22 protein-coding genes are annotated in these 25,454 nt (G+C 68.2%); 9 read left to right on the top strand and 13 right to left on the bottom strand.

Going from position 1 to position 25,454, the window contains the following annotated elements:
• The 3 genes from K8640_RS31835 to K8640_RS31825 form a co-directional block, all read right to left on the bottom strand.
• On the bottom strand, nt 1-1,035 hold the full coding sequence (locus tag K8640_RS31835; protein WP_223750527.1) for a DUF6345 domain-containing protein: 1,035 nt from the start codon (nt 1,033-1,035) through the stop codon (nt 1-3).
• 722 nt (nt 1,036-1,757) lie between these two features.
• Nucleotides 1,758-2,093 carry a putative quinol monooxygenase gene (locus K8640_RS31830; RefSeq protein ID WP_223750526.1) on the bottom strand — a complete coding sequence of 112 codons (336 nt, stop codon included), beginning with the start codon at nt 2,091-2,093 and terminating at the stop codon, nt 1,758-1,760.
• 177 nt (nt 2,094-2,270) lie between these two features.
• The gene (locus K8640_RS31825; RefSeq protein WP_223750525.1) at nt 2,271-2,666 is read right to left on the bottom strand and encodes a helix-turn-helix domain-containing protein; all 396 of its coding nucleotides are present in this window, start codon (nt 2,664-2,666) and stop codon (nt 2,271-2,273) included.
• A gap of 215 nt (nt 2,667-2,881) precedes the next feature.
• On the opposite strand from K8640_RS31825, the gene K8640_RS31820 reads away from it, so the two are divergent.
• On the top strand, nt 2,882-3,622 hold the full coding sequence (locus tag K8640_RS31820; RefSeq protein ID WP_223750524.1) for an SDR family NAD(P)-dependent oxidoreductase: 741 nt from the start codon (nt 2,882-2,884) through the stop codon (nt 3,620-3,622).
• A 32-nt stretch (nt 3,623-3,654) separates the two neighbouring features.
• Here the strand turns inward: K8640_RS31820 and K8640_RS31815 are convergent, their stop codons facing one another.
• Nucleotides 3,655-4,209 carry a dihydrofolate reductase family protein gene (locus tag K8640_RS31815; RefSeq protein WP_046712093.1) on the bottom strand — a complete coding sequence of 185 codons (555 nt, stop codon included), beginning with the start codon at nt 4,207-4,209 and terminating at the stop codon, nt 3,655-3,657.
• Nucleotides 4,210-4,315: 106 nt separating this feature from the next.
• Nucleotides 4,316-5,740 (bottom strand): hypothetical protein, encoded by a 1,425-nt coding sequence (locus K8640_RS31810; protein ID WP_223750523.1) that lies wholly within the window; start codon nt 5,738-5,740, stop codon nt 4,316-4,318.
• Between the two features lie 56 nt (nt 5,741-5,796).
• Between K8640_RS31810 and K8640_RS31805 the strand changes: the two genes are divergently transcribed.
• The 6 genes from K8640_RS31805 to K8640_RS31780 all read left to right on the top strand — a co-directional run bounded on the left by K8640_RS31805 (nt 5,797) and on the right by K8640_RS31780 (nt 14,194).
• The gene (locus tag K8640_RS31805) at nt 5,797-6,009 is read left to right on the top strand and encodes a hypothetical protein (protein ID WP_223750522.1); all 213 of its coding nucleotides are present in this window, start codon (nt 5,797-5,799) and stop codon (nt 6,007-6,009) included.
• A gap of 241 nt (nt 6,010-6,250) precedes the next feature.
• Nucleotides 6,251-7,627: a hypothetical protein gene (locus tag K8640_RS31800; protein ID WP_223750521.1), complete on the top strand. Its 1,377-nt coding sequence runs from the start codon at nt 6,251-6,253 to the stop codon at nt 7,625-7,627.
• Between the two features lie 243 nt (nt 7,628-7,870).
• Nucleotides 7,871-9,571: a DUF1592 domain-containing protein gene (locus K8640_RS31795; RefSeq protein WP_223750520.1), complete on the top strand. Its 1,701-nt coding sequence runs from the start codon at nt 7,871-7,873 to the stop codon at nt 9,569-9,571.
• On the top strand, nt 9,568-10,992 hold the full coding sequence (locus tag K8640_RS31790) for a DUF1552 domain-containing protein (RefSeq protein ID WP_223750519.1): 1,425 nt from the start codon (nt 9,568-9,570) through the stop codon (nt 10,990-10,992). The genes K8640_RS31795 and K8640_RS31790 overlap by 4 nt, the downstream gene beginning before the upstream one ends.
• A gap of 1,350 nt (nt 10,993-12,342) precedes the next feature.
• Nucleotides 12,343-13,488: an epoxide hydrolase family protein gene (locus K8640_RS31785; RefSeq protein ID WP_223750518.1), complete on the top strand. Its 1,146-nt coding sequence runs from the start codon at nt 12,343-12,345 to the stop codon at nt 13,486-13,488.
• Between the two features lie 13 nt (nt 13,489-13,501).
• Entirely contained in the window at nt 13,502-14,194 is a 693-nt protein-coding gene (locus K8640_RS31780) for a YafY family protein (protein ID WP_141332839.1), read from the top strand.
• A gap of 114 nt (nt 14,195-14,308) precedes the next feature.
• On the opposite strand, the gene K8640_RS31775 is transcribed toward K8640_RS31780, so the two are convergent.
• The 3 genes from K8640_RS31775 to K8640_RS31765 form a co-directional block, all read right to left on the bottom strand.
• Nucleotides 14,309-14,785, bottom strand: a complete 477-nt coding sequence (locus K8640_RS31775; RefSeq protein ID WP_223750517.1) for an SgcJ/EcaC family oxidoreductase — start codon at nt 14,783-14,785, stop codon at nt 14,309-14,311.
• Between the two features lie 41 nt (nt 14,786-14,826).
• Nucleotides 14,827-15,042: a hypothetical protein gene (locus tag K8640_RS31770; protein WP_223750516.1), complete on the bottom strand. Its 216-nt coding sequence runs from the start codon at nt 15,040-15,042 to the stop codon at nt 14,827-14,829.
• Between the two features lie 65 nt (nt 15,043-15,107).
• Nucleotides 15,108-16,298 (bottom strand): glycosyltransferase family 39 protein, encoded by a 1,191-nt coding sequence (locus tag K8640_RS31765; protein ID WP_223750515.1) that lies wholly within the window; start codon nt 16,296-16,298, stop codon nt 15,108-15,110.
• Between the two features lie 154 nt (nt 16,299-16,452).
• Here K8640_RS31765 and K8640_RS31760 point away from each other — a divergent pair, with 154 nt between their 5' ends.
• The gene (locus K8640_RS31760) at nt 16,453-16,782 is read left to right on the top strand and encodes a hypothetical protein (RefSeq protein WP_141332079.1); all 330 of its coding nucleotides are present in this window, start codon (nt 16,453-16,455) and stop codon (nt 16,780-16,782) included.
• Between the two features lie 30 nt (nt 16,783-16,812).
• Here the strand turns inward: K8640_RS31760 and K8640_RS31755 are convergent, their stop codons facing one another.
• Nucleotides 16,813-17,463 carry a TetR/AcrR family transcriptional regulator gene (locus K8640_RS31755; protein ID WP_223750514.1) on the bottom strand — a complete coding sequence of 217 codons (651 nt, stop codon included), beginning with the start codon at nt 17,461-17,463 and terminating at the stop codon, nt 16,813-16,815.
• A gap of 335 nt (nt 17,464-17,798) precedes the next feature.
• Here K8640_RS31755 and K8640_RS31745 point away from each other — a divergent pair, with 335 nt between their 5' ends.
• Nucleotides 17,799-19,730: a hypothetical protein gene (locus K8640_RS31745; protein WP_223750513.1), complete on the top strand. Its 1,932-nt coding sequence runs from the start codon at nt 17,799-17,801 to the stop codon at nt 19,728-19,730.
• Between the two features lie 144 nt (nt 19,731-19,874).
• Here K8640_RS31745 and K8640_RS31740 read toward each other — a convergent pair whose 3' ends face one another.
• The 4 genes from K8640_RS31740 to K8640_RS31725 all read right to left on the bottom strand — a co-directional run.
• Nucleotides 19,875-21,176, bottom strand: coding sequence for a DUF2254 domain-containing protein (locus K8640_RS31740; RefSeq protein WP_223750512.1), 1,302 nt, complete (start codon nt 21,174-21,176; stop codon nt 19,875-19,877).
• A 301-nt stretch (nt 21,177-21,477) separates the two neighbouring features.
• A complete protein-coding gene (locus K8640_RS31735; protein WP_223750511.1) occupies nt 21,478-22,878 on the bottom strand; it encodes a DUF1552 domain-containing protein in 1,401 nt (466 codons plus the stop codon).
• A 5-nt stretch (nt 22,879-22,883) separates the two neighbouring features.
• On the bottom strand, nt 22,884-25,220 hold the full coding sequence (locus K8640_RS31730; RefSeq protein ID WP_223750510.1) for a DUF1588 domain-containing protein: 2,337 nt from the start codon (nt 25,218-25,220) through the stop codon (nt 22,884-22,886).
• A gap of 152 nt (nt 25,221-25,372) precedes the next feature.
• Nucleotides 25,373-25,454: hypothetical protein (locus tag K8640_RS31725; protein WP_223750637.1), on the bottom strand; the 82-nt coding region annotated here is incomplete at its 5' end.

Below are 25,454 nucleotides of genomic sequence, written 5' to 3'. Positions count from 1 at the left end.
CTACGGGAGAATGAAGGGGTGGCTGTTGCAGTCGTAATTGCAGGTGAAGATCCAAGCCATCCATTGGTTTCCGAAGCTGTCGTTCCCGGGGTCCCGGAGCTGTCCCCAGTTCTCGGTCCGGTTCGCCCATTCCGCCCGTGCCTGGTTGATTTCAACCGAGAGGGCGATGTTGGCGCCGCAGCCGACGATGCCGTGGCCGCCTCCGCCAAACGCACAGCTGGTCCCGCCCGTCACCGAGTTGATGGATTCGGCCCAGGACGGGGCGACAGCCGAGTTGGGATTCGCGACGTAGCGGTCGGCGAAGGCCTGGCCGCGATTGGCCACGTCGGCGGTGTCGTCTCCCACGCGCGTCGGCATGATGAGCGCAACCGTGGAGACTCCCGCGAAGGACCCCAGCACATTGGGGAAGAACAGGTCCGGCGTGATGCCACAACTGTTGTCGATGACGGCGAGGTTGATTCCTCCATTCGTGCCGGCGCCGGCCCATCCACCCGCCGTGGGGCTCTCGCCCCAGGCCACCGGGCCACTGGAGTAGTTGACGGACTGGCAGGCACTACCAGTCCGGTCGACGACGATGCTTCGCGGGCGCGAATACACACAGCGCCCGGCCAGCGGGTTCTCGGAGAACCGCAGGCAACGCTTGTCGGTCCCCGCGACATCCGGGCAGGACGCTCTCGAGGTGCAAGGGGTGTTGCTGTGATCGTCGCAGGTGCCGTGCCCGCTGAAATAGGAGATGGCGTCACCGGAACGGTCGAAGTAGAGGGTGTCGGACCCTCCGCTCACGCGTTGTGGGTCGGTGAAGTCGGTGGGCCATACCAGGCCATCCGTGTACCGGAGGCCGGCCGTGTAACCCGGTATCGACAGCATCCGGTTGCGAAAGTTGTCGACGTTCGCGATGTTGTTGAAGAGTGTTCCGCACGAGTATCGATTGACCGCCTCGATGGTGATCCCCGTCTGCGCGTGGGCGGAAAAGAGACTGAGGCACAGGGTAGCGGCAACAATGAATCGTCCGACGGTGGTTCTCGGCAACCTCATGGTCATCCTCCTCTTGGGTTGATACAGGCGGTCTTGGTTCTCTCTTGCTCGTCACAGCGCCATGTCCCGCCATCACAGACACACGTCCACCGGATCGCCGGACCGGGAGAGGCCGTCCCCGGACAAGAATCCTTCGTCCACACCGTGCACGCGGCCCGGGTCGAGCACGGGCCGTGCGGCAAATCACGCAGCTGGTAGTGGTCCCACGACCCCTTCGGGCTGGAGATCACACACATCGTTCGCGCCGGAGCCGTCTCGAGGGGCTCCGGCCTGGTCTCCTTGTCACGCGTGCATCCCAGACACACGAGCGTCGCGGCAACGAGGGCCCGCGCCCGCAAGCATTTGTCTGGAGCCGTGGACGGGCCGGAAATCCCAAGACCGATAGACAAGCAGGTCCAAACACTAACATTCGGACTCAATAAACAGGTATCGCGCCTCAGGGAGCGCGGGTGTCTGCTCTTTCACAGAAGCCCTGCCCTACGAGCGCAGCTTCGCCCGCATCCGCCCCGCGACTGGGGACAGGCAATGACGGGCATCCGTTGCTCGAGTGCTCCGTCGCTGGGAGCCCCGCACCCCCAAGAGGAGCGCGTGGTCCAGCCCCTCACGCAGCGCCCCTGGACCTCGTCGACGGCGCCGAGAACGGCCTGTCGTGGAGGAGCGCCGCTCCGAGGGTTCGTCGACTTCATCCGGGCCTCAGCGGAGCAGGCCGGCCCCCAGCAACCTCACAACGCGACGTTGACCGCGACACCCTCGCGCCCGGTCGCCCACTCGCGCAAGTACGCGTTGAGCTCCCCGAAGAACGATATCGACACCAGGTCTGACACCGCGAAGAGCTCCCGGAGCAGCGCGCCCACGTGGTTGTTATGCGTTTCGGCCGCGTCAGCGTCCACGTACTCCTCGATGATCGAATAGTGACCGGGCTTCTGCGTGGTGAACCACTGGTAGCGCAGCGTCCCCGGCTCGGTCGCGGCGACGGTGGCCAATGCCCGCGCCGCTCGGAGGAACTCCGTCTCCCCTCCGGTCCGTGTCTTGAACTCACAAATCACCAGAAGGCTCATTCGACGCTCCTGCACAGGCTGCGGTTCGAGGGATGGCGCTCGTCGTACCATCCGACCGGCTCGAAGTCGTCAACGAACGCAGGGTGGAACCAGGTCATGTGCGAGCGCGAGATGCGGCACGCCCAAGCAGGTACTCCTCGCGCTTCCCCTCCGGGCACGCCGAACCGTGACGCGGGCTCAGTCGGGACGGCGGGTCGTGGTCTGCGCATCGCGGTCGTAGGACTCCTGGTGCTTGTGGATCGTGTCGATGTGCTCGAGGGTCCAATCGTACAGGGCCGCGAACGGCTCCTGGAGCGACCTGCCAAGAGGGGTGATGGAGTACTCGACGCCCGGCGGTGAGCCGCCGATGACGCGTCGGACAACCATCCCATTGCGTTCAAGCTTTCGCAGCGTCTGCGTCAGCACGCGCTGGGTGATGCCCTCGAGCTGTCGCTTGATGCCATTGAACCGCTTCGGCGAGGCCCGCAGCACGGCAAGCACCATCATCGACCACTTGTCGCCAATCTGGTCGAGGATGGTGCGGGTGGGACAGTCAGCTCGGTAGATGGGCTCGTCTTCAGTATCTCTCGGCATACCAAGGATGCTCCAGGTACGTTCTTGACCCTAGGTATGCAACATATACCTTCGTGACGTGACGACTTCGCCTCTCGCCACAGCGAGCGGCGCTGGGTCTGCGGCCACTCAGGCGAGCAGCCCGTTCAAGCGAAGGAAGCGTGACTCTGGCCGGACAGCAATCCCTGGCCAGCGACTCGTCACGACATGAACTGCCCATGTAGGAGAGAAAACGTATGAATCGTTTCAAGGACAAGGTCGTGGTCATCACCGGTGCAAGTGAGGGTATCGGGCTCGCGACGGCCAAGGCCTTTGCCGCCGAGGGCGCCAACGTCTACGTCACCGGGCGCAGGCAGGAGAGGCTCGACGCGGCGGTGCGCGAGATTGGCGGCGCCACCGTCGGCATCCAGGGAGACGTTGGCAATCTCTCCGACCTCGACCGCCTCTACGCGCGGATCCAGCGCGACCACGGGAGGGTCGATGTCGTGTTCGCCAACGCGGGTATCTCCGAAACGTCGGCGCTGGGTGAGATTGACGAGGCGCACTTCGACCGCGTGTTCGGCACGAACGTCAAGGGCATGGTCTTCAGCGTGCAGAAGGCGCTGCCGCTCATGACCCGCGGAGGTACGGTCATCCTCGCGGGCTCGGCCAGCGGCAGCAAAGGGTTCCCCGGGCTCTCGGTCTACAACGCGACCAAGGCCGCGATTCGCTCACTCGCTCGAACCTGGACGACGGACCTGAAGAGCCGAGGCATTCGCGTCAATGTGATTTCACCGGGGATGATTGAAACGCCCGCGATGCAGACGTACCTCCAGAACAACGCGGGGTTCGAGGACGTGCTGAAGCAGATGACGCCGCTCGGGCGAATCGGTCAGGCGGAGGACGTCGCGAACGCGGTGTTGTTCCTCGCAGCCAACGAGAGCAGCTTCGTCGCGGGCGTCGAGTTCTTCGTGGATGGAGGCATCATGGCGGTCTAGCCAGCCGCCCCCCCCCGATGGCGATACCGCGCTCAGCCCGCTTTGCGGCGGAAGTGGAGCGCCTGCGCGCCGGACTTGAACCGCTGCGTCGAGAGGAGTTCGAGCTGCCGCGGACTCGACAGGCCCTGAAACAACGTCGGCCCGTGGCCGCTGATGATGGGATGAACGACGATGCGGTACTCGTCGATGAGCCCCCACTCCTCGAGCGACGCCGCGAGCTTGGGCGCTCCGACCAGGACACCCTGCTCGGTCTTCGCCTTCAGCGCCGAGATGGCCTCGCGAAGTTCACCCTCCACCCTGACCGTGTTCTGCCATGGGAAGTCGCTCCGCGAGTTCGACACGACGTACTTCACCTTCGCCTCGAGCTTCTGCGCCCACTCGCGCATCGCGCGCGGCGCATTCTCGTCGCGCGCCACCGCGGGCCAGGCGCCCTCCATCAGCTCGTAGGTGTTGCGCCCGAAGAGCATCGCCCCGCTCTGCTCCATGCGCTCCCTCCAATAGTCGTGCAGCTCGTCGTCCGCGATTCCCTGGGTGTGGTCGATGCACCCGTCCAGCGTCACATTGAGACCGAAGGTGAGGAGGCCCATGGCGCGGGACTCTACGAGAAGCGCCCCCCGTGCGCAGCACACCTCGCCATCGACGCAATGCCCCATCTCCGGCGGGCCCCACCGCCACCCGAGGTCGCGACATGCATCAATCCCCGCCGCCCGGCCGCGACGACAACAGGCCCTTGAGGCCATCGAGGATGCTCCACGCGCTGAGCGCGCCTTCGACCCGCTCCCCGACACTGTCGGGCTCACTGTCGAAGCCGAGGTCGCGCTCGGAGCCCTCGATGCCGATACAGCCCTCGACGACCAGGTCGGTTCCGTTGAAGACCTGCACGGCATGGGCCCTCTTCGAGGGCAAAGGCTGGGTGAGGTCGTACGACCAGAGGCGCCTGCTGAGCTCCCATGCGAGGAAGGACGGGTGGGCGGCCGCACCTCCTGCCTGAGCGCCCAGGGGCATGATGACCGAGTCCGTGCGGGCATCGCCTTCAGCCGTTTCCAGGTCGCCATTCGCATGCACCCGGAGCCACAGTCCGGGCCGCTTCTGCAGCCGCAGCAGGAGCGGACTGCCGCTGCGTGAGCGCTTGGGAATGTCCGGCACCGCCAAATCACTTTCGAGGTCCGTGTCGCCGAGATCGTGGACGACCAGCTCACCCTTCGAGGTGCCCACCGCGACGAAGCGGTCATTCGGAGACACACTCAGGCACGTGACGTCCCACGGGGACATCTCGCATGGCAGCACCCCGAGCACCCGCCCGCTGCGACTCGAAATGAGGGTCACGCCCTCCGGGCCGCAGGCCGCGAGCCAGCGCGTGCTCCGGGCCATCGCCAGCAGCGTTTCCTGCCCATGCCCATACCCCAGGATCTCCGAACTCCAGTCCGCCCCACCGGTCTCGTGGTCCCACCTGTAGAGGCGCGGCCGGACCGCGTCGTCATCCCGGTTGAGGCGTGACTTCACGCCCACCACGCGAGGCCCGGTCGGCAACACGAAGCCCGGCCCGATGGCCTCGTCCCGCGCGCCCTTGAACCGGGAGAGTTCCTGCCCTGTCCGCGCATCGAGCACCACGAGGTCCCACTCGAAGAAGCACCACAGCTTCGTCCCGTCGTCGGAGAGCGCCAGGCCACAGGTGGGCGCGAAGGTGTGGATGTCCTTCAGGAGCGGCTTCGGGGTCGAGCCCGGCGTCCACGACCAGACCCTGTCGCCCTGGGAAGCGTGGCCCGCCCAGTACACGGCGCCGTCCGCGGAGACCACCAGCGCCCTGGGACGCGTCGCAAGGGGAGCGCTCTCCAGCATCCTGCCGGAACCCAGCGCATACACCCGGGCGACCTGGTCCTCGAAGGTCGCGGCCAGCACGTCACCGGTCGGGAACAGCCGGACCTTGTTGAGCCCCTCGGCGACCGTGAGCGTCGACACGGTCCGCGGGGCCGCGACGTCCCACACGCGAACCGTGGAGTCTCCCTCCGCCGCCGAGACGAGCCGGGACGAGTCCGGGAGCCAGTCCGCGGCGAGGATGGGTGTGGAGTGGCCCTCGAGTCTCTTGCTCGACCTGCGAAGGTGTCTGTCCTGCTTCACGGTGTGCCTGCCTCCACCCTCTCCACATACCCCGTGGGAGGGCTCTCCGCCCCGCCGTGGGGGGCCACGACAAGAACAAGCTCCCCGTCCTGGGGAAGGTCAAGCGCATCCGCCTCGAGCGCTTCGTCGCCCCCGACCGCGGACGCAGGGCGGACTCCGTCTGGAACCATCCCAACGAAATCCAAGCGGCCTGCAAGAACGCATGCATCGAGCAGCAGCAGAACCGCACGGACGAGGATGCGAAGCACGACAAGCCGAGCGCATCCTGATTCGACGCTCGAGGGACATTCCTTCGCGTGAGTCCGCGAAGACCGCCTTCGCGCTCGGCATCATCATCTGGTTCCACGCGCGCCCGCCGAGATAAGCTCCGGGATGTTGGCCCCTCGATTGCTTAGGGCCGAGCAGCCCCCGACTCGACACTGGAAGCCGAGCCCCCATGCGTTCCCGTCACTTCGTCCCCGCCCTCCCCGCCGCTTCCACCTCGTCTGTCCGCTCCCAGGAGGTGGCCCCGTGAGCCGCGTCGCGGGATGGGTGGTGCTGATGCTGGCGCTGGTCGTGTCGTACCACCCGGCCGAGGCCGCGCAGGCGAAGAAGGCTCCAGCGAAGAAGACCACGGTGGCGGTGCTGCGCCCCGAGGGCAGCCAGGCGGAGGCCCTGCGCAAGGTGCTGGCCGCGGAGCTGGGCAAGAAGGGCCGCGGGCGCGTGGTGCTGCCCGCGAAGAAGGTGGATGCCCAGGTGAAGCTCCTCCGCGGGGGGCCGAAGACGGAGGAGCAGCGGCAGGCGCTGGCGAAGAAGCTCGGCGCGGACATCCTCATCCTCTCCTCGGTCAAGGGCACGAAGCGCTGGGACGTGCAGGTCCGCGCATACTCCGGCCAGGACGGCTCCCTCATCGCGGAGGAAGCGTGGGACGTCCGCACGAACCGCGCCTTCCCCGACGTGCGGCGCGAGCTCGAGCCCAAGCTGGGCGCGGCCCTGAAGGAAGGCCCGCCGCAGAGCCTCCCGCCCACCGCCGTCACGCCTCCGACGCCTGTCGTCTCCGAGCCGGAGGTCGCGCCCCCGGCCCCCATCGCGGAGGCACCTCGCCAGGCGGTCGTGAAGCCTCCTCCGCCCACGGTGACGAAGAAGGAGGAGCCGCCCGCGCAGCCCGAGCCCAAGGCCGCCGGCCCTCGCGACCTGGACGGCCCCACCCTGGAGGCGCTGCTCTCCGGCCAGGGCCTCTTCCGTCGCTTCAACTTCTCCGGCAGCAACGCCAGCCAGCTGCCCGACTACAGCCTCAACAGCGCCGCGGCGGCGAGCCTCGCGGTGAGCTACTTCCCCCTCTCCCACTTCACGGATGGGATGGTGCACAACCTGGGGCTCGTCGCGCGGGGCTCACGCTCCTTCGGGCTGTCCACGCGGCTCCCGGATGGCTCCAGTCACCCCACCACCGCGCAGCTCATCGAGGGCGGCCTGCGCTTCCGGCTGCCGCTGCGGTGGCTGGAGCTCTCCGTGGGCGCGCTGTACGGCACCCACTCCTTCGCGGTGGAGCTCCCGCCGGAGAGCACCTTCGCCCTGCCCGACGTGGACTACCGCTTCGCGCACGTGGAGCTGGGCCTGCGCAAGGCGCTCAACGAGCGCTGGGCCATCGCCGCGCGCGTGGGCTACCAGCACGTGCTGAGCGGCGGCGAGCTGTCCTCGGACGACTACCTCCCCGAGCTGAGCGGCTCCGGCATCGATGGCGAGCTCGCCGTGGAGTTCGCCCTCACGCGCGTCCTCGGTCTGCGCGTGGGCGGAGAGGTGCGCAGCTACTCCTTCACCGCCGGCGCCGCGGAGGGCACCCCGGTCTTCGCCGGCGGCGCCAAGGACCTGTACTTCAGCGGCCAGCTCGGCCTGTACGTCAGGCTGTAGCACCCGCGCATTGAGGGGGTCTGTCCCCCACGCCTGTGGCGCCTCCTCCACACTTTCGCCCGAGGCCCGCATGGAAGATGAAACGCGCATGCATGCGTGACACGAGTTTTTCAGTATCCGTGTCACCGGGCCATCCGACCGATGCGTGCGCGTCGCGGCTACATTGACAGGACCGCGTCATCCAGCCGATTGGTATGTCTCCCAATGATGGAGGCGCTCGTGCCGAGGATGCGGTCACAACGGTTGTCACGAGAGCCAGCGGAGCGGGGACGGTGGTGGCGCCCGGTGGTGCTCGGGTTGCTCTTGAGCGGGGCTGCTGGCTGCGAAGGAACCCTCTCCAACCCGGAGGGCCCCGGTGGAGGACCCGGTCCCGGCAATCCCCCGCCCCCCGCCGTCGAGAAGCCCGCTCCTTCCGTGCGGATGGCGCGCCTGACGCACGTGCAGTGGACCCACAGCGTGCAGGAGCTGCTCCGTCTGGACGCGCCGCCCACGACGCTCGCGGGCACCTTCCGCGCGGACCCCGCCCAGAGCGGCTTCCTCTTCGACAACGATGCGCGCGCCCTCTCCGTCGACGAGGCCCTCTGGGGCGCCTACCAGCGCGCCGCCGCGGAGCTCGCCGGACAGGTGACGACGGACGCGGCGAAGCTCGCGCGCCTGGTGCCCGCGTCGACCGCCACCGGTGAAGCGCGCGCCCGCGCCTTCGTGGAGTCCTTCGGCCTGCGCGCGCACCGGCGCCCGCTGACGCCCGATGAGGTGGAGAGCTACCTCGAGCTGTACCGCAAGGGGCCCCAGGCCTACGCGGACATGGCGGCCTTCGAGGGGGGCCTCCGGCTGGTCATCGAGGCCTTCCTCCAGTCGCCCCACTTCCTCTACCGCGTGGAGCGCAGCACCCAGGCCGTGCAGGACCGGGTGCCGCTCGACGACTACGAGGTGGCCTCGCGGCTGAGCTATGGCCTGTGGAACGCCATGCCGGACGACGCCCTGTTCGCCGCCGCGAGCGAGGGCACCCTGCACTCGCGCGAGGGCGTCGCCACCCAGGCCAGGCGCATGCTCCAGGACGCGCGCTCGAACAAGGTGGTGGAGGCCTTCCACCGCACCCTCTTCGACGTGCCCCGCTATGCCGCCATCCGGCCCTCGCTCACGCGCTATCCCCAGGTGACCGAGCGGCTCGGCGAGTACGCGGCCCGGGAGACCAGCCTCTTCGTCCAGGACGTCGTCTTCTCCCGCAAGGGCGGCTACAGCGACCTGCTCACCTCGCCGTCCACCTTCGTCAACGACGAGCTGGCGCGCGTCTACGGGCTGAGCGGCGCGTTCACCGCCGACTTCGTCCCCGTGACGCTCGACTCGCGCGAGCGCAAGGGCGTGCTCACCCAGGTGGGCTTCCTGGCCTCGCACGCGACGTCGGTGGACCCGGACCCCATCCACCGCGGCGTCTTCGTCTCCGAGCGCATCATCTGCCGGAAGATTGGCGCGCCGCCGGCCAACATCCCGCCGCTCCCCGCCCCCCAGGGCCGCACCAATCGCGAGGTCGTCGCCTCGCACACCGAGGCGCCGGGGAGCGCGTGCGCCAGCTGCCACTCGCACCTCATCAACCCGCTCGGCTTCCCGTTCGAGAACTTCGACGCCATCGGCGGCTTCCGCACCACGGACAACGGGCATCCGGTGGACGCCAGCTCGACGCCCAACATCAACGGGGAGACGGTGCCGGTGCGCGACGCGCTGGATTTGGCGGACGCGCTCGCGGCCAATGAGTCGGTGCACGCGTGCTACGCGAAGCACTGGGTGGAGTACCTCCACGGGCGCCCGTCCGCCCACGAGGACGCGCCGCTGGTGGAGCGGCTCGGGAAGCTGTCGAAGGCGGGCAACCTGTCCATCGTCGACCTCGTCGTGGAGGTCGTCACCAGCGAGGGCTTCGTGAATCGCCACCCGGAGGAGCTGCCATGAAGCTGAGTCGCCGGATGGTGTTGAAGGGCCTGGGCGGGACGATGCTGAGCCTGCCGTTCCTCGAGGGGTTGATGCCGAGGACCGCCCTCGCGGCGGACCCGGTGGTGCGGCCGTACGCCATCTTCTTCCGCCAGGCCAACGGCGTCGCCTCGGCCCAGACGACGTCGGAGCTGGGCGCGGAGCCGGAGCGCTTCTGGCCGCGCACCCTGGGGGCGCTCACCGCGGACAGCATGGCCGGGCGGGCCGTGGGCGTGCTCGAGGCCCACCGCGCGCACCTGCTGCTCGTGCGCAACGTCAACATGCGGGACTACAACTACGGGGACGGCCACGCCCGCGGCGCCATGCAGGGGCTGACGGCGCGGGGCCCCGTGGTGGAGGGCGCGGGCGGCGGCTCCGAGTCCGCGGGCGAGTCCATCGACCACCGCATCGGGCGCGAGCTCAACCCGCAGCAGCGTGACTCGCTCGTCTTCTACGCGGGCCGGCGGGGCGGCTGGCTCGGAGGACCCTGCCTGTCCTACCGGAGCAGCAACGTGCGCCGGGCCGCGCTGCATGACCCGTGGAACGCGTACCAGACGATGATTGGCGGCCCGGGGGGACTGACGCCCGAGGCTCGTGAGCAGCTCCTCGTGCGGCAGCGCAGCGTGAATGACCTGGTGAAGGCCCAGCTCCAGTCGCTCAAGCAGCGGCCCGAGCTGAGCGCGTCCGACCATGAGCGCGTGGACCTGCACCTGTCGAACGTCCGGGACCTGGAGGTCGCCCTGAGCTGCCGCATGCGCGCGGACCAGGAGCTCATCCTCCAGCAGCAGGCCCCCGGCTACGACAGCACGGACGGCACCGAGGTGCTCGCCACCGCCCGGCTGCACATGGACATCGCGGTGATGGCGATGGCGTGCGGCACCAACCGCGCGGCCGTCATCCAGGTGGGCAACGGCAACGACGGCGACACGCGCTACCGCAACCCGGAGACGGGGCAGTTGATGGAGAACTTCCATTACGTGTCCCACCGGCGCACGTCGCACGACGCCAGCGGCGGCATCATCACGGGCTCGGACCTGCTGCACCACCACGTGGACGTGCAGTTCGCGAGCACCTTCAAGCACCTGCTGGACAAGCTGGCGGCCTACCAGATGCCGGACGGCAAGCGGCTCATCGAGCACGGCGTGTCGGTCTGGTACAACGACCTGGGCAACGGGCCGGCCCACTCGGCGCGCAATGTGCCCTTCGTCCTGGCGGGCAGCTGCAATGGCTTCCTCAAGCAGGGCGTCTACGTCGAGGCGTCGGGCGGCGGCAATCCCAACCACAACCGGATGCTGAACACGATTGGCTCCGCCGTGGGGTTGAGGAACGCGTCCGGCGGGAACCTGGACGACTTCGGCGACCCGGCGCTCACCAAGGGCGTGCTCTCCGAGCTCATCGCCTGAGTGGATGTTGGCGACCTGCTCTCGTGCTTCGCGCTGGAGCAGGTCGTTCAGACAGGATGCGTACGCTGCCCGCGGAGCGCGAGCGAACGACTGAAACGCGAAGGCTGGCAGCGAAGTCAACCTGCTCACTGGGGCGGGCGGTGGTCACGCCGAACGCGAGACACCAGGCGCACATGGCGTTGAAGATAGAGCCGCGCCACCGGTGCTCCGCCAAGAGCCGATTGCACGACTCAAACCGGGAGAGCAGGCGCGCTGGCAAGGGCCGCCAGAATGCCCTCGGGCGTCGCTGCCTCGCCTGAAGCATGAGTCGACGCGGCAACGGCGAACGGCAGCGCCCCCCCCTCTCTGTTGCGCTGCGTCGGCCAGTCCGAGCGCCTCGGGCGGGTAGCACCGCGCGACGACAGGCGTGCCGCCCACGTCCTGTCTGTCATCCTGCTCGGCACGATTCTCCTCGGCCTGCTTTCTCACAGGCCGGCTGCAATGACCTCCAGCCCGCTCACATCCCTTGTCAAGAGTTTGGCGAGTGAGGCCAATGAGAATGAGCAGCAACGGAGTTGCCGCCCGAAACCAAGGCAGCCATTTCACATCGAGTGAAGCCAACTCCACAAGCCCATCTCATGGCAAACACGAGCGCCCGCCAATGTTGCTTGCCATTCATCGCAAAAACCTGAAGAGTGGCAAACGCCTCAAACCCATCACCCAAGGCACTTCATCCAATGATCAGACAAGCAACGCTCGTAGCCCTCGCGCACCTCTTCCTTACGGCCTGTGGCGGCGCAATGAATGAGCATACGGATTTGTCGTCCCAGACGGCGGCCGTCCTCTCCTCGACGGATCCATTGGTTGGGACTTGGTGCCACCCGAGCTGGCCTGGCTGCTTCAGCATCAACAGCGGTGGCTCCGCATTCATGACGAACAACGGAGATGGCTGCTGGCTGACGGGAGATGAGGTGTTCTCGGGGCTTACCCCAGGCGCGACTGCTGGGACCTACACTGGGACGCGCATCCACCGCGGGAGCGGAGTCTGCGCAGACCCTGCGCCGTATCCTCTGCCGACGTCTACGACCATCACGATGACGGGGCCTGATTCATTCACGGAGGTCTCCGGGAGCTTCTCGACAGGCTGGGTCCGCTCGCCCTGAGCCTCAACGAAGCCGGATGGGCATGACCCATGCGGTCGAGGGGCAAGATTGCCTTGCCCCTTTGCACTCGAGCCTCTGCTGCCCGGTCTCTGTATCCGTCGGGCACGCACCTCATGCTCCTTCAAATCTTTACGCCACGTCGCTGGACGTGCGTGTGACCGAACACTGCTGACACACCCTGTCAGCACCCCTCGGGCACAACCTGGGGATGCACGCACCCAAGCGACGTACGACCCGCCCATTCACCCTCTCCATTTCCGACGCCGAGCTGGATGACCTCCGCGCGCGGCTGAAGGCCACCCGCTTCCCCGCGACGGTCGAAGGCGTCGGCTGGGACGATGGCACCGATACCGAACTGCTCCGGCGGTTCGTCACCCACTGGGCGGAGCGGTTCGACTGGCGCGGCGCCGAGCAGCGCCTCAACGCGGTTCCTCAATTCATCGAGGAGATCGACGGCGAGCGGCTCCATTTCGTCCATGCGCCCGGTCAGGGCGGGACGCGCGTCCCCATCGTCCTCGCCAATGGCTGGCCCTCGAACTTCGTCGAGTTCCTGCCGCTCATCCCGCTGCTCACCGCCGAGCGCAACGGGGTGTCGTTCGACGTCATCATCCCCTCGCTGCAGGGCTTCGGCTTCTCGGGCCGGCCGACGAAGCGGGGAATGAACATGAGCCGCATGGGTCATCTCTGGGCGGAGCTGATGACCCGGCTGGGCTACGAGAAGTTCCTCGTGGCGTGCTCGGACCTGGGCTCCGGGGTCTGCTTCAGCCTGGTCCGCAACCACCCCGGCCGACTCCTGGGCGCGCACTACCTCAACGTCTTCTCGGGGTACCCGCGGCCCCAGGCGCCGACGCCCGAGGAGGTGGACTACTTCCGGCGCGTCGACCTGTGGACCGCCACGCAGAGCGCCTACGTCATGATTCACGGCACCAAGCCGCAGACACTCGCCGTCGGCCTCAACGACTCACCTGCGGGCCTGGCGTCGTGGATCCTCGAGAAGTTCCACGGCTGCAGCCACCTGCGGGACGGCCGCCTCGAGTCGGTCTACTCCCTCGACGACCTGTGCACCCTGCTCTCCGTCTACTGGTTCACCCAGACGATTGGCTCATCGGTCCGGCTGTACAAGGAGGCCTTCGCCGACCAGGAGCTGCTGGCGCCGATGCCCCGCCATGACGTGAAGCAGGGCGTCCTGGTGCCCGCCGACGTCGACAACCCCGCGCCGCGCGCCTGGGGCGAACGGCACCTGCAGAACCTCGTCCACTGGACCGAGGCGCGGCTGGCCGGGCACTTCCCGGCGCTCGAGGCTCCGGAGCACTACGCGGCCGACCTCCGCGCGTTCCATGGCACCATCCGGTGAGCCCCGGGCGCGCATGGACAAGACCGAACGCCTCTTCGCAGTCATGGACGCACTTCGCCGGCACCGCCGCCCCGTCACCGCGGCGGCGCTGGCCGAGGAGCAGGGGGTGTCCCTGCGCACGCTCTATCGCGACGTGCGGACGCTCATCGGTCTTGGCGCGCCCATCGTGGGCGAGGCGGGCGTGGGCTACATGCTGAAGCCGGGCTTCTTCCTGCCGCCGCTGATGTTCACGGCCGAGGAGCTGGAGGCGCTGGTGCTCGGCTCCCGCTGGGTGGAGGCCCAGCCGGATGCCGGCCTCGCCGGGGCGGCGCGCAATGCCCTGGCCAAGATCGCCACCGCCTCGCCCGAGGACTTGCGCGACCGGATGAACGACACCGGGCTCTGGCCCATCCTGATGCGCGGCGGGGCCGCGCCCGTCCCGGTGCTCGGCCTGGTGCGCCGGGCCATTCGCGAGGAGAAGGCGCTCCTCATCGTGTATGCCGACGAGAAGGGCCAGCCGAGCCAGCGCGACATCTGGCCCGTACAGCTCGCGTTCCACGAGGGCAAACAGCTCGTCGCCGCCTGGTGCTGCCTGCGCCAGGCCTTCCGCCACTTCCGCGTCGACCGCATCACCGCGGCCTCGGCGACGGAGGCCCGCTACGGCCGCCCCCGGTCCACACTGGCGCGGGAATGGCGGGAGGAATGGAAGCGCCTGTATCCCGATTGAGCGCGGCCACCTGCGTGAGGCGCGGTTCCTTGCGCCTCCCTGGGGGAAAGAACCACCAGACGCGACTGCGGACACGCCCCCGGGTCCCGCCCCTCTGCCGAGGGCGGCGTGGAGCTACCGCTTTCGTGGCGGCGCGTTCGCGTTGTCCATGTCCGAGACGATCAGCCACGGCCCACCGGGTGCACGACGCAGGGTGAGGGTGAACTTCCCCGTGTCGTCGGCTTTGTTGCCGTAGCCGTATGCGCCGATGATGTAGCCACTCGTCTCTTCAGCGGCAAACGCGAGCGCGCGCAGTTGCAATGGCCCGCCGGCTTGCCCCTCATAGGCGGCTCGAATGGCCGCACGACCACGGACAGGCGGGCGATTGCTCTGCAGTACGAACCCGTCCTCCGCGAACAGCGAGGCAAGCGCAGCCGCGTCGCCCGCGCGCCATGCACGCTCATAGTCGCGCAGCACGCGGTCCAACGCAGGTGGCAGTGCGACCTCGGGGAGGCGCACGGCCGCGGCGGGAGCAGGAGCGCTCTGAGCCAGGATGGGCTCGGTCACCAGCATCGAGCCAAGGACGACCCACGGAAGACGATAGCGGCTCATGGACCTCGGGCACCGGTGGATGTCGAGCTGGGGAGACGCCCTTACTTCGGCGCCACCGTCTTGGTCGCCGTCTTCACCGTCGTCACGGTCTTTGTCGTCGCCTTCGTCGCCTTCGTCGTCGACGTCTTCGTGACTATCGTTGTCGCCTTCGAGGCCGCCGCCGCCTCGGCCGTCGACACCACGCCATTCGAATCAAAGCCCTTCATGAAGAGCGCGACGACCGCAAGAACAGACAAGACACCTGCCAGTTGTTTCATACGACCTCCTGTCGACAGCGTGTCATGTGGAACCCGGGAAATCAAGGAGAGGAGCCGTCCGAAACCTACTCCCAAGGCGCAAGCGGATTGCGTGGGAACCAATAGAAGAACCACGCCAGGACGCCTGCGCAGAATGTCAACGTGGCCCCGCGCGGCAGTTTCGAGAGCGCCAGCGCCGACAGGATGCATTGGCTTGGGACAAACAGCAGCATGTAGAACGGATAGGTGACGCGCACGTGCGCGACCAGGAGGAAGAGCAGGTACGGGACCCCCACCAGCAGCGAGGAGAGGAGCGCCAGCGGCTGTCGCGCCCGGATGTCCGGCCACACGAGCGGAATGGCGAGCCAGATGAACAGCAGAATGACCAGGTTGGGCTGGTCCATGTACTGCAGGACATCTCGAGGGATGCTGCCGTCCTCGGCCTGGATGGACGTGACGAAATACGGCGAGTTCGGGAACCCCGAGAACCAACGCAGCGGATGCACGCTGTCGCTCATTCCCGGCGAACCGATGGTCTGATGATAGCTCGCCATGCTGGCGAGGTGATGCAGCGGGCTCGGAAAGGCTTGATACACGAGGTCGTAGAGCCCCAGTCCCGCGACAAAGGTCAGGGCCGCGGGGATGCCGACGCTGAGACCGACCCGTGTCGTGACCGCCAGCGCGGCCTTGGAGTACCACCGCTCCTGGCTGAGCAAGGCGTAGAGGACCAGCGCGATGAACACCATCGCCACCACGCCCTTGGCCAGCATGCCAACGCCGAGCGCGAGTCCAGCGAGCCACCATCTCTGTCCCGTGAACAAGTAGACGCCCAGCATCGCGAAGAAGAACGCCGGGATGTCGAGCATGGCGATCGACGAGTGGACGAACCAGAGGTTCTCGAAGCCGAGCAGGAAGGCGGCGAGGAGCGCGACACGGCCGTCCGTGAGCCTCCGCGCGAGGAGGTAGAGCAGCACCAGCGTGAAGCTGCCTGCGAAGACGGAGGGCAGGCGCCAGCCGAATCCCCGGTCACCGAACGCCTGGATGCTGAGTGCGATGAGAACCTTGGCCAGAGGTGGGTGCTCCTCGTTGCATCCCGTCCCGGCCATCAGACACCTGGCCGCCGGTACGTAGTGGGCCTCGTCGAAGACATAGGACAGGGTCGGCTGATCGATGATGAGCAGGTGAAGCAGCAGGACCCCCGCCACGAGCGCCACGAGTGCCCAGCCCTCGCTGGACGTCGAGGGCTTCGGCGGCGTCGAGCCATCCCACCGACGCATCTTGAGACTCCATCGAGAAGGTGCGTCCATGATTGATGGCCGGAGGATACTCACGGACCTGTCTGAAGCGAGCACGAAGGACGGCTCCCTCGGGCCCTGAGACACGGCTCGAAATGGACTCTTCCCCGAGTATCGGAGGAGCTATCCTGGCGCGATGCGAAGCACCGACCTCGACCTCTACGCTCCGATTCCGCGCGGGCATCGCGTCCGCCTGATGGGCCTGAAACGCCCAGGCAGCTTCCTGGTGGGCCCCGTCGACGTCACCCTCGTCATCGACCTCACCACCGGCACGTACTACATCCCCCACGCGCTGTTCCCCGACTTCCAGACCTGCACCTCGCCGGAGATGCTCGACGCGCTGATCCACTCGGGCAAATGGGGCATCACCTACACCTACGAAGGGGAAGTGCTCACCTCGGCGGTGACCCTCAAGGAAGCAGGCAAGTACAACTACGCCGTGACCCGGCTGTTCGTCTCCCCGTGAGCTCCTTGGAAGACCTCGCGGGGGCCTGACTCAGCGCAGCGGCAATCCCAGCCGCATGGCCAGGAAGGACTGCATCACGTCGGCCGCGGCCTGGGTGTACTCGTCCGTCATGCGGCCATGAAGGTAGAAGGACATCCGGAGGCTCGCGGTGCCGAACTCCACCGCCAGCGCCGCGATGTCCGGCGCCCCCCGCGGGATGTCGATGCCGTGCGTCGCGAGCAGGTTGCGCGCGAGCGTGCCGAGCCGCGCGATGGTGGACTCGAACGCGCGAAAGCTCACATCCGAGACCGGCCCGCTCAGCAGGACCACCTGCGCCGCCGGATGCGCGCGGTAGAAGTCCGCCGCCGCATGCACCATGCGCGTCATCGGCTCCTGCCAGTCCTTGGCCCCCAGCAGGCTCTGGGCATAGCGCGTCAGGTGCGCCTCCAGCGCCGCCAGCTGGCGCTCCGCCAGCTCGTTGAGCAGGGCCTGGGGGGTCGGAAAGAACTTGTAGATGGTCGACCGCGGGTACTCCAGACGCTCCGCCAGCGTCGGAATCGAGAACGCCGAGAGCCCTGATTCGAGCAGCAGCCCCTCCGCCGCCTGGAGCACGGCATCGACCCGGACCTTGGCGCGCTGCTGCTGCGGCTTGCGCGCCACGAAGTCGGGGTGGGGGGCGGATTGACGCGCATCGTCAGCCATGGCTCGTGACTCCATTGCGTTCGTCGCGGACGCGAAGTCGGCACCGCGGGTTCTTCCACGCCGGGGTTCGCTCGACAACCCAGCGGTGGCGGCCAGGACATGCCTCGGACTGGATGCCCGCACGGGCCCCACCTGGCTCCGGTGTCCCCCAAAACGTCAATAAGCAGCAAAAGTCGCCCAAGGCACTTTCGCGACAAATGTCCCTTATTGGCGACAAATGTGAACTAGTCTCATACCGAGCGTGCGCCCTGAAACGGACGTCTTCGAGCGCATGCCCACCGGTCGGACCGCGACCCCATCCGACCGACCCACAGGCAGACAGGAGGAGGGACGTCATGGCGGCACGTCTGATTCGAAGCGGTCTCGTCGCGATGTGTTTCGTATTTGCCGGCAGTACACCGGCGGCAGCGCAATCCGACCTGCTCGGCAGCAAGCGCGGCGGGCACTATTGGTTCGAGTTCTGTACTGGCAAGTCGGATGCGACGCCCCTGCCGGCGGATCCACGCTCACTCGTGACGCCGACGTCGAACAAGAACGTCGTGTTCAACGTGGGATGGAACTCGTGCATGAACCGCACGCCGCAGACGTGCGGCGAGCTGCGGTCGGTCAACGCGGCGGGAGGGCGGCTGCTCGGGGGGAATGGAGACCCCGACGCCGGCTGGGAGTTCAGCGGCCACTCCGCGTGGAGTCTCTGGTCGATGTCCGCGGCCCAGTACAACGCGCTGTGGCTCAGGTGGGGCCTGCCGTTCCGCCCTTCCGACTTCGACAACCTCGTCGCCGAGCGTTACGGCGTCCCGCTCAGTCAGCAGCGCAATCCGTATCCCCTCCCCTTCGAGGACCCGAACCGCACGAACGGTGGCTCCGGCCAGTTGCCCATGGCGCTGACACAGACACGCAACGCCGACGGCTCGTGGAGCGGACAGATTGGCGTCACGTGCTCGGTCTGCCACAGCGGCCAGATTGGCAAGCCGAGCGACGGCGCGGGCCTGGGGGCGCTGCACGGGACCAACGGCCTCACCGACGCGACGCTGTTCCTGGGCGAGCTGGGAGGCCTCAACCCCGCCTTCACCATCGCCTCCCTGAACCGCATCCGCGGCACGGGCAACATCACCAACTTCCAGCTCTTCGCCCTGCTCACCCTCTTCGACCCCGACGGGACCATCCCCGGCGTCATCCTCAATCCGAGCATCTGGGCGGCCGGCTCGACGGGCACGGAGGACCCGCCGAACTGGTGGAACCTCGGGCACCGGCCGGTGAAGTTCTACGACGCCGGGATGAGCAGCGACGCCACGCGCATCGAGCTCTCCTGGTACATGCCGGGCGCCGCGCTGCCGACCTACCAGGGCGGCTACGAGTGGATCCTCGAGAATGAGTACCAGGCGAACACCTGGATGCTCGGGCTGAAGTCGCCGGCCTACCCGCTGCCGGTCAACACGGCGCTCGCGCAGCAGGGGGCGGTCCTGTTCCACACGCTCGACTTGTGGGCGCCGAGCCGAAACAACCCGGTCGCGAAGCCGCAGCAGGCCGGCAACGGCTCGTGTGCGAGCTGCCACGGCGCCTATGCGCCCCGCTACGTGAACGACCCGAGCTTCCTCGCCACTCCGTTGTTCGAGGGCATGGCGGCCAACGTCACGCCCATCGACATCATCGACACCGATGACGCCCGGATGCTCGCCAACGACGGCGCCGTCGAGACCCAGGCGAAGTACAGCTTCTTCGGCTACAACGGGCAGGAGGGCTGCGCCGAGAAGTACAACATGATCGGCTATCTCGCGCAGCCGCTCTACGGCATCTGGGCGTCCGGCCCGTACTTCCACAACGGCTCGGTGCCCGACCTCTGGAGCCTGCTCAAGTCGTCGGACCGACCGCGCATCTGGCGTCGCAAGTCGAAGCCGGCGAGGTTCGGCGTGGTGATGGGCTTCGAGACCGACCTGGCGAAGGGCTATGACCAGGGCAAGGTCGGGTGGAAGTACGACACGATTCCGTGCAGCTACCTGACCTTCTCGCCGTTCAACCACTGCAACCCGTGGGACCCGAACGAGACGCCGCTCATCGAGGGCGGGCTGTCGCTGCTGTACGGCAACGGCGCGCTGGCCTGGAACCTCCTGGGCAGCATCGTGGCCCCGAGCTTCACGAACTCGGACATCGAGGACCGGAAGATCTACAACACCCGGATGTTCAGCCAGTCGAACTCGGGCCACACGTTCACCGACGTGCTGACGGACGCGGAGCGCACCGCGCTCATCGAGTACATGAAGACGCTGTGAGCCGTCCGCTGGAGCGTGGCGGGGATTCGCTCGCCACGCTCCGGCACGCTCCGTGGAGTGGCCCCCGCGGCGCTCCCCTTCGAGGCCCCGCGAGCGCATCCGTTCAGGGGTCCGGGCCAAGGCGAGGCCCATGGTCGTGGCGCCTCAGGAGGGGCCGCTCCCCTGGGGGCTGGCGCGACGGGCCATGGCGGCTTCACGCGCGTCCGGGAAGGCACGCTCGATGCTGGCGTCCAGCAGCGAGAGCTGTCGCTCCAGCTCGGCGCGCCGGAAGGGGGGCGCCACGCGCAGCAGGTCCTCCAGCAGGAAGCGCAGGCGCCGGACGACCTGGACGGAGCGCTCGCCATACTGGCGAAGCTCGTCGATGGCGAGCCGGAGGTAGGCGCTCCAGTCCGGGCGCGGGCAGAGCAGTCGGAGCGCGCCCTCCTCGTCTTTGCGTGACGGGGCGGGAAAGCGCCGATGGACCATGCGCCGCAGCAGGTCATGGAGCTGGTCGATGGCCTGCACGGCCGTGGTGGGGTCATTGATGCCCGGAGAGAGGGCCCGCTCCGCGACGTCGACGAGTTGGCGGAAGCCGAACGCGGTGTCCTGCTGGAGCGTCCGCTCGGGGCCGACGACCACGGCCTCCGTCAAGGCCTTCACGTCGAGCTTCGCGGCGTCTCCCCACACCTCGAAGAGCGGGCCGCCGTGGGGGATGAAGTCACCCATCATCGGCAGCAGGGCCAGCAGGACGTCGGCCTCCCGGGCACAGGCCAGCAGACGTGACTCGTCGATGACGACGAGGACCCCGGACGGCCCGTCATGGGGGACGAGGAGTGATGCGGGCGCCACGGGTCGCTCCAGGCGCCCCTCCTCCGCGTCCTGGCCGATGCCCTCCGGGTACATCCGCTCCAGGGTGCGGCAGGTCTCCTGACGGATGCGCTCGAGGATGACCACGGCGCGGATGGACTGGGCGACATGGTGGATGAAGTAGATGAACGTCGCCACGCAGAGCAGCGCGAGGACGACGGCGAGCCAGACCGAGAGCGAGGGCACGTAGCCCTCGTTGCCCCGCCATTCCGTCGCGCCTCGGACGCCTCGCAGCGTCAGCAGGGCGTAGACGAACGTCCCCACGAAGATGCCGAGGGCGAGCTGACTCCGCCGGTCCCCCAGGAAGGTGCGCATCACGCGCGGAGAGAACTGATTGCTGGCCTGCTGGAGGACGAGGATGGTGACGGAGAACACGAGGCCCGCGAACGTCATCATCGAGGAGGCCACCGCGGTGAGGACCGAGCGGGCGCCCTCCGGCCCGCCTCGAAAGAGGTACCAGGCGTGCTCCGTCTGCTCCAGTCGCGAGTCGATGGCCTGGGCGAGGTAGGAGAGGCCGATGGTTCCCACGACACACAGCGCGGGCACCAGCCAATAGCTCATGTTCAGCCGCTCGGTGAGGCGCGCGAATCGAGGCGTCATGATGGTCGCGACGAGCACCGGGCCGCGGACGCGGCGCCGCGAGCCCGGCTGGCGGGAGGAGGCTCGGCCTTCCTGCTCGACTCAGGCAATACTGGGCACGCCGCATCCGGACGGAAGGGACCGCGGCACGGCCAGACAGGAGGAGACAGGGCTCCGTCGGGGTACCGCCAGGCGACCATGCGTCAGGCCTGTCGGCGCGGGTGTGCCCCTGAGCCGCGGAACGCTCCTTGACCCGCCGAGGGGTCAGAAGAGGCTGACCTGCTGATACATCAGGCCCGAGAACCCAGCCCGAGCCCACGGCTCAGCCATACAGCTCGCTCAGCGGCCCCGGCGCGATGCGCGTACTGCCCTCCTGCCCGAAGGTGTTGAAGTCCGCGTCCCCGAACGCGTGGCCGAGCGTGTTGAAGAGGTTGGAGACCTGCCGGTTCCGGGCCGCGTCGAACTTCGGGTACACGACGGTGCGCCCGTCGGTCTTCAGGCCCAGCGCGTTGCCGCCGACCACGAGCTTGGGCCACTCCCGCGAGGTCGAGTGGTGCTGCTCGCCGTTGTCGGACATGAAGACGATGGCGGTGTGGTCCAGCATCGAGCCGCTCGCGCCAATCTCCGGCGTGGCGGCCAGCGTCCTCGCCAGGTTCGCCACCAGCTGCACGTGGCGGCGGGTGACCTCGGCGACGCGGTCCCAGTTCTGCCCCGCGTCCAGGCCGTGCTGCAGGTTGTGTCGCGCGACGTCGGCCACGTCCGCGCCGTAGGCCACGTCGAAGCCCGAGCTTCCCGTCGCCAGCACCACCGTGTTCGTCAATCCACCCAGCAGCGACGCCGTGGCAATCTGGAACTGCGCCTCGAACCACTTCAGCGAGTCGGGCGGTGAGCCCGCGCCGGTGATGAGCGGGTTGTCCTTCGGCGCCGGCGGCAGGTACGGCCGCACGCGGTCCGCCATGCCCGCGAGCTGGTCCTCGCGCGTGCGCAGCGACTCGAGCGAGGAGAGGTAGCGCTCCAGCTTCAGCCGCTCGTTGGAGTTGCCCTTGAACTCCGCCAGCGCCTTTCGCGAGTCGGCCAGCGCGAAGTCGAAGAGCATCTTCCTGTCCCGCCCGTTCGTCGAGCCACCGAGCAGCGAGCCGAAGGTGCTGTCGAACGCGAGCGACGGGTTCACGATGATGCCCGCGGGCTTGCGAGGCCCCAGCGCGCACGTCTCGTACACAATCGACACGCGCGCGGAGCTGGTGCCCAGGCGCAGCACGTCGAACGGGGCCCCCCGGCGCAGGCGAGGCGCGATCACCGCGTCGAAGGTCGCGCCCGCGCCGTTCACCGCGCAGCTCAGCGCCCCCGTCCCGCTGGAGTGCCCACCGCCCGCGATGAGGCTGGAGAGCCCCAGCAGCACGGCGGAGCGGTTTACCAAATCAATGTTGCCGGAGGACGCCGCCAGCGGTCCGAGACAGGTCGCGGTGGCGAGATTGTCGCCTTCACGCACCAGCGCCGTGTCCTTGTACGCGTCCCAGAAGATGCGGTCGGTGGTGTTGGCGCGCCCTCCCAGCGCCGCGCGGGTGCCCGCGCTCAGGAGCGCGCGGGGATAGACGCCGTTGCACTCGAGCACCAGCACCAGGCGCGCCGGCGGCTTCGACGACGACTGGGCGTAGACGTCGTGGAAGTAGGGCGCGAAGAGGCCGGCGGCCATGCCCTTCAGGACGGTTCGTCGCGAGAACATGGCGGTCACTCTCCAGCCCGCGGCACGCGCCGCGTCTTCCAGGTGTCACTGGTCATCAGCGTGGTCAGCATCTTGGAGAACGAGCCGTTGTTCTGGTCATAGGCCTGCTCCATCTGCGTCAGCGTGCAGGCGTCGCTCGGGTTCTCCGGGCGCCCCATGAAGTAGCGGAAGGTCTGTCGCAGGAAGCAGCGCTTCACGTGCCGCGAGGTCGCCAGGCGCTCGCTCAGCTCCACCGCGTCGCGCACCGGGCCGTCCAGCGCGGGGTCCGGCATCGACGTGAGCGTCGAGCTGCCGTCCGGCGTCGTCCACCCTCCGCTCGTCGAATGGTCCCGCGCGCGCAGGAAGCCCGCGTGGTTGTAGATTTCGAACGGCAGGCCGAGCGGCTCCATCAGGCGGTGACAGCCCTGGCACTGCGCGCCGGCGGTCGCCTCCTGGAGGCGGCGGCGCGCGTTCTTGTCGGGAGCGTGGGCGCCGACCTGGGCCGCCACCTGCACGGTGCTCAGCGGAGGGACGAAGCCACACAGGAGGTTCTCCCGCACCCACTTGCCGCGGTGGACGATGGACGGGTCGTCCTCGAAGTTGCCGCCGTGCGCGGCCAGCCACACCGGGTGGGTCAGCACGCCCGCGCGCTCGGTGGCGGGCAGCGTCTTCCAGCGGCCCGCGACGGTCGCCGGGAGGATCTCACTGACGTTGTAGGGATGCGACAGGCCCTTGTGCGAGTCATAGGCCGCGTTCTGCATGGAGGGCACGTAGAAGGTGCGCGTGGTGAGCAGGTTCGCCAGCACGTCCTTGTCCTCGACGACCACCCGGGCAATCAGGTCGTCGAACTGCTGGATGAAGGTCGGCTCCAGCGGATGGAAGTTGGTGAGCAGGTTGTCGTAGGAGACGGAGCTGATGTAGCCGAGCCCCTCGATTTCGAAGCGCGAGGTCGCCGCCGGGGACTCCTTGAACACCCCCGCCACGTGCCCGTAGCCGAGCCACTCGCGGAAGAAGCCCGCGACGCCGTCCCCCAGCCAGTACTGTCCACGCTTGGCGCGCTGCTCCTCGTTGTAGTCCTGCACCAGGTCGAAGCGCGGGGTCCCGTTCTGGTTGGCGTCGACGCCGCCCAGGTACTTCTGGATGAGCGCGGTGGTCGTCGCGTCCTGCGTGAGCGAGCCATCCTTCGCGGCCGTGGCCACGTCCGCCAGGTGCCCTTCCAGGGGCGCGGAGTAGTGCGGCCACACGAAGCTCGGCGTGGCCGAGGGGGCGCGCCCTCCCAGGGCGTAGGCCAGCTGAGAGCCCAGCTCGAGGCCGGTCAGCTCCACGCGGCCGTCCACCGGCTCGCCGCCCATCTCGCGGCGGAACAGGGCGCCGGTCATCATCCACGCGGCGTTGGAGATGCGCGTGATGGAGTCCGCCCGGATTTGCGCGGACTTGCTCGGCTCCTGCGCGATGACCTCGGTCGCGAAGGCGGTGAGGCGGGTGAGCTCATCCTCGGTGGGCGGGCGGAAGAAGACGCCGAACTCGAGCATCTGGCCCAGGTGGAAGCGCTTGCAGGTGTCGCTCGGGTTCGCGTCGTTGAACATGCAGCTGAAGCGGCTGTTGGTGAAGACGCGCTCCATCCGGTTGCCGTCCGGGTAGTTCATCGTCCACGGCGAGGCGGCCTCGCCGACGACCGGCAGGAACAGCTCCACCGTGGCTTCGTCCAGCGTCTCGTCCGTGGCCCAGGAGCTGTACTGCTCGATGGCGCTGGGGTCGAGCGGGTTGTCGTAGAAGCTGAACCCCGTCCAGCTGCGCTCGACCGAGCCACCGACGTTGCGGGTGAACTCGCGCCGGTTCATGCGGCGGATGCGCGTCGGCGCATCCGAGCGCACGCCCGCGGTGCAGCTGAAGAGCGTGGACTGGTCGAGCAGGTTGGGCTCGGCCACCTCCGTCACGGGCGGGCCCCCCGTGCCATTGCAGAGAGGCATCCCCTCCCCTATCCAGGTCTCGAGCGCGGTGAGCTCGGCGGTGCTCGCGCGCGCATGCGGCGCCGGCGGCATCGGAGACGCGTTGTCACGCATGCGAATGAGCGCTCGTTCGGCGTTGCTGAGCCGCCCGTCCATCGACGAGCTCACCCGCATGTCGTGCAGGGTGCGCAGCGGCATCGTCGCCCCCTGGCTCGGCATCGCGCCGTGACAGCTGGCGCAGCGCTCGGCGAGCACCGTCTGCACCACGCACGCGGCGGCCTGGTTCCCTCCGGGCCCACCAGCAGAATCACCTGGGTTGTGGGGGCCTGCGTCGGGGGTGTCGTTGGGCCCGTTGGAAGAGCCCTTGCACGCAACGAGGCTCAACAGTCCGGCCAGCAAGAGGACGCGGTTCATGCGGCCAGACTGGCACGGACGGCGGGTGGGATAGCAAGCAAGCTCTGCAAAGCAGGCTCAGCTCCGTGAAGCGGCTCGCGTCCAACGCGACGGGCCCGGCGCGAGGAAACGCACCGGGCCCGCCGTCATGTTTCACGATGTGGCGAGGTGCTTCAGGCGCCGAGCGCCACGTTCTCCAGCACGCCCAGCGCGTCGGGGACGAGCACGGCGGCGGAGTAGTAGGTGCTCACCAGG

Source organism: Myxococcus sp. XM-1-1-1 (assembly GCF_020037095.1).
Classification (GTDB): Bacteria; Myxococcota; Myxococcia; order Myxococcales; family Myxococcaceae; genus Myxococcus; species Myxococcus fulvus.
This window is presented reverse-complemented; position numbering and strand designations above follow the sequence as displayed.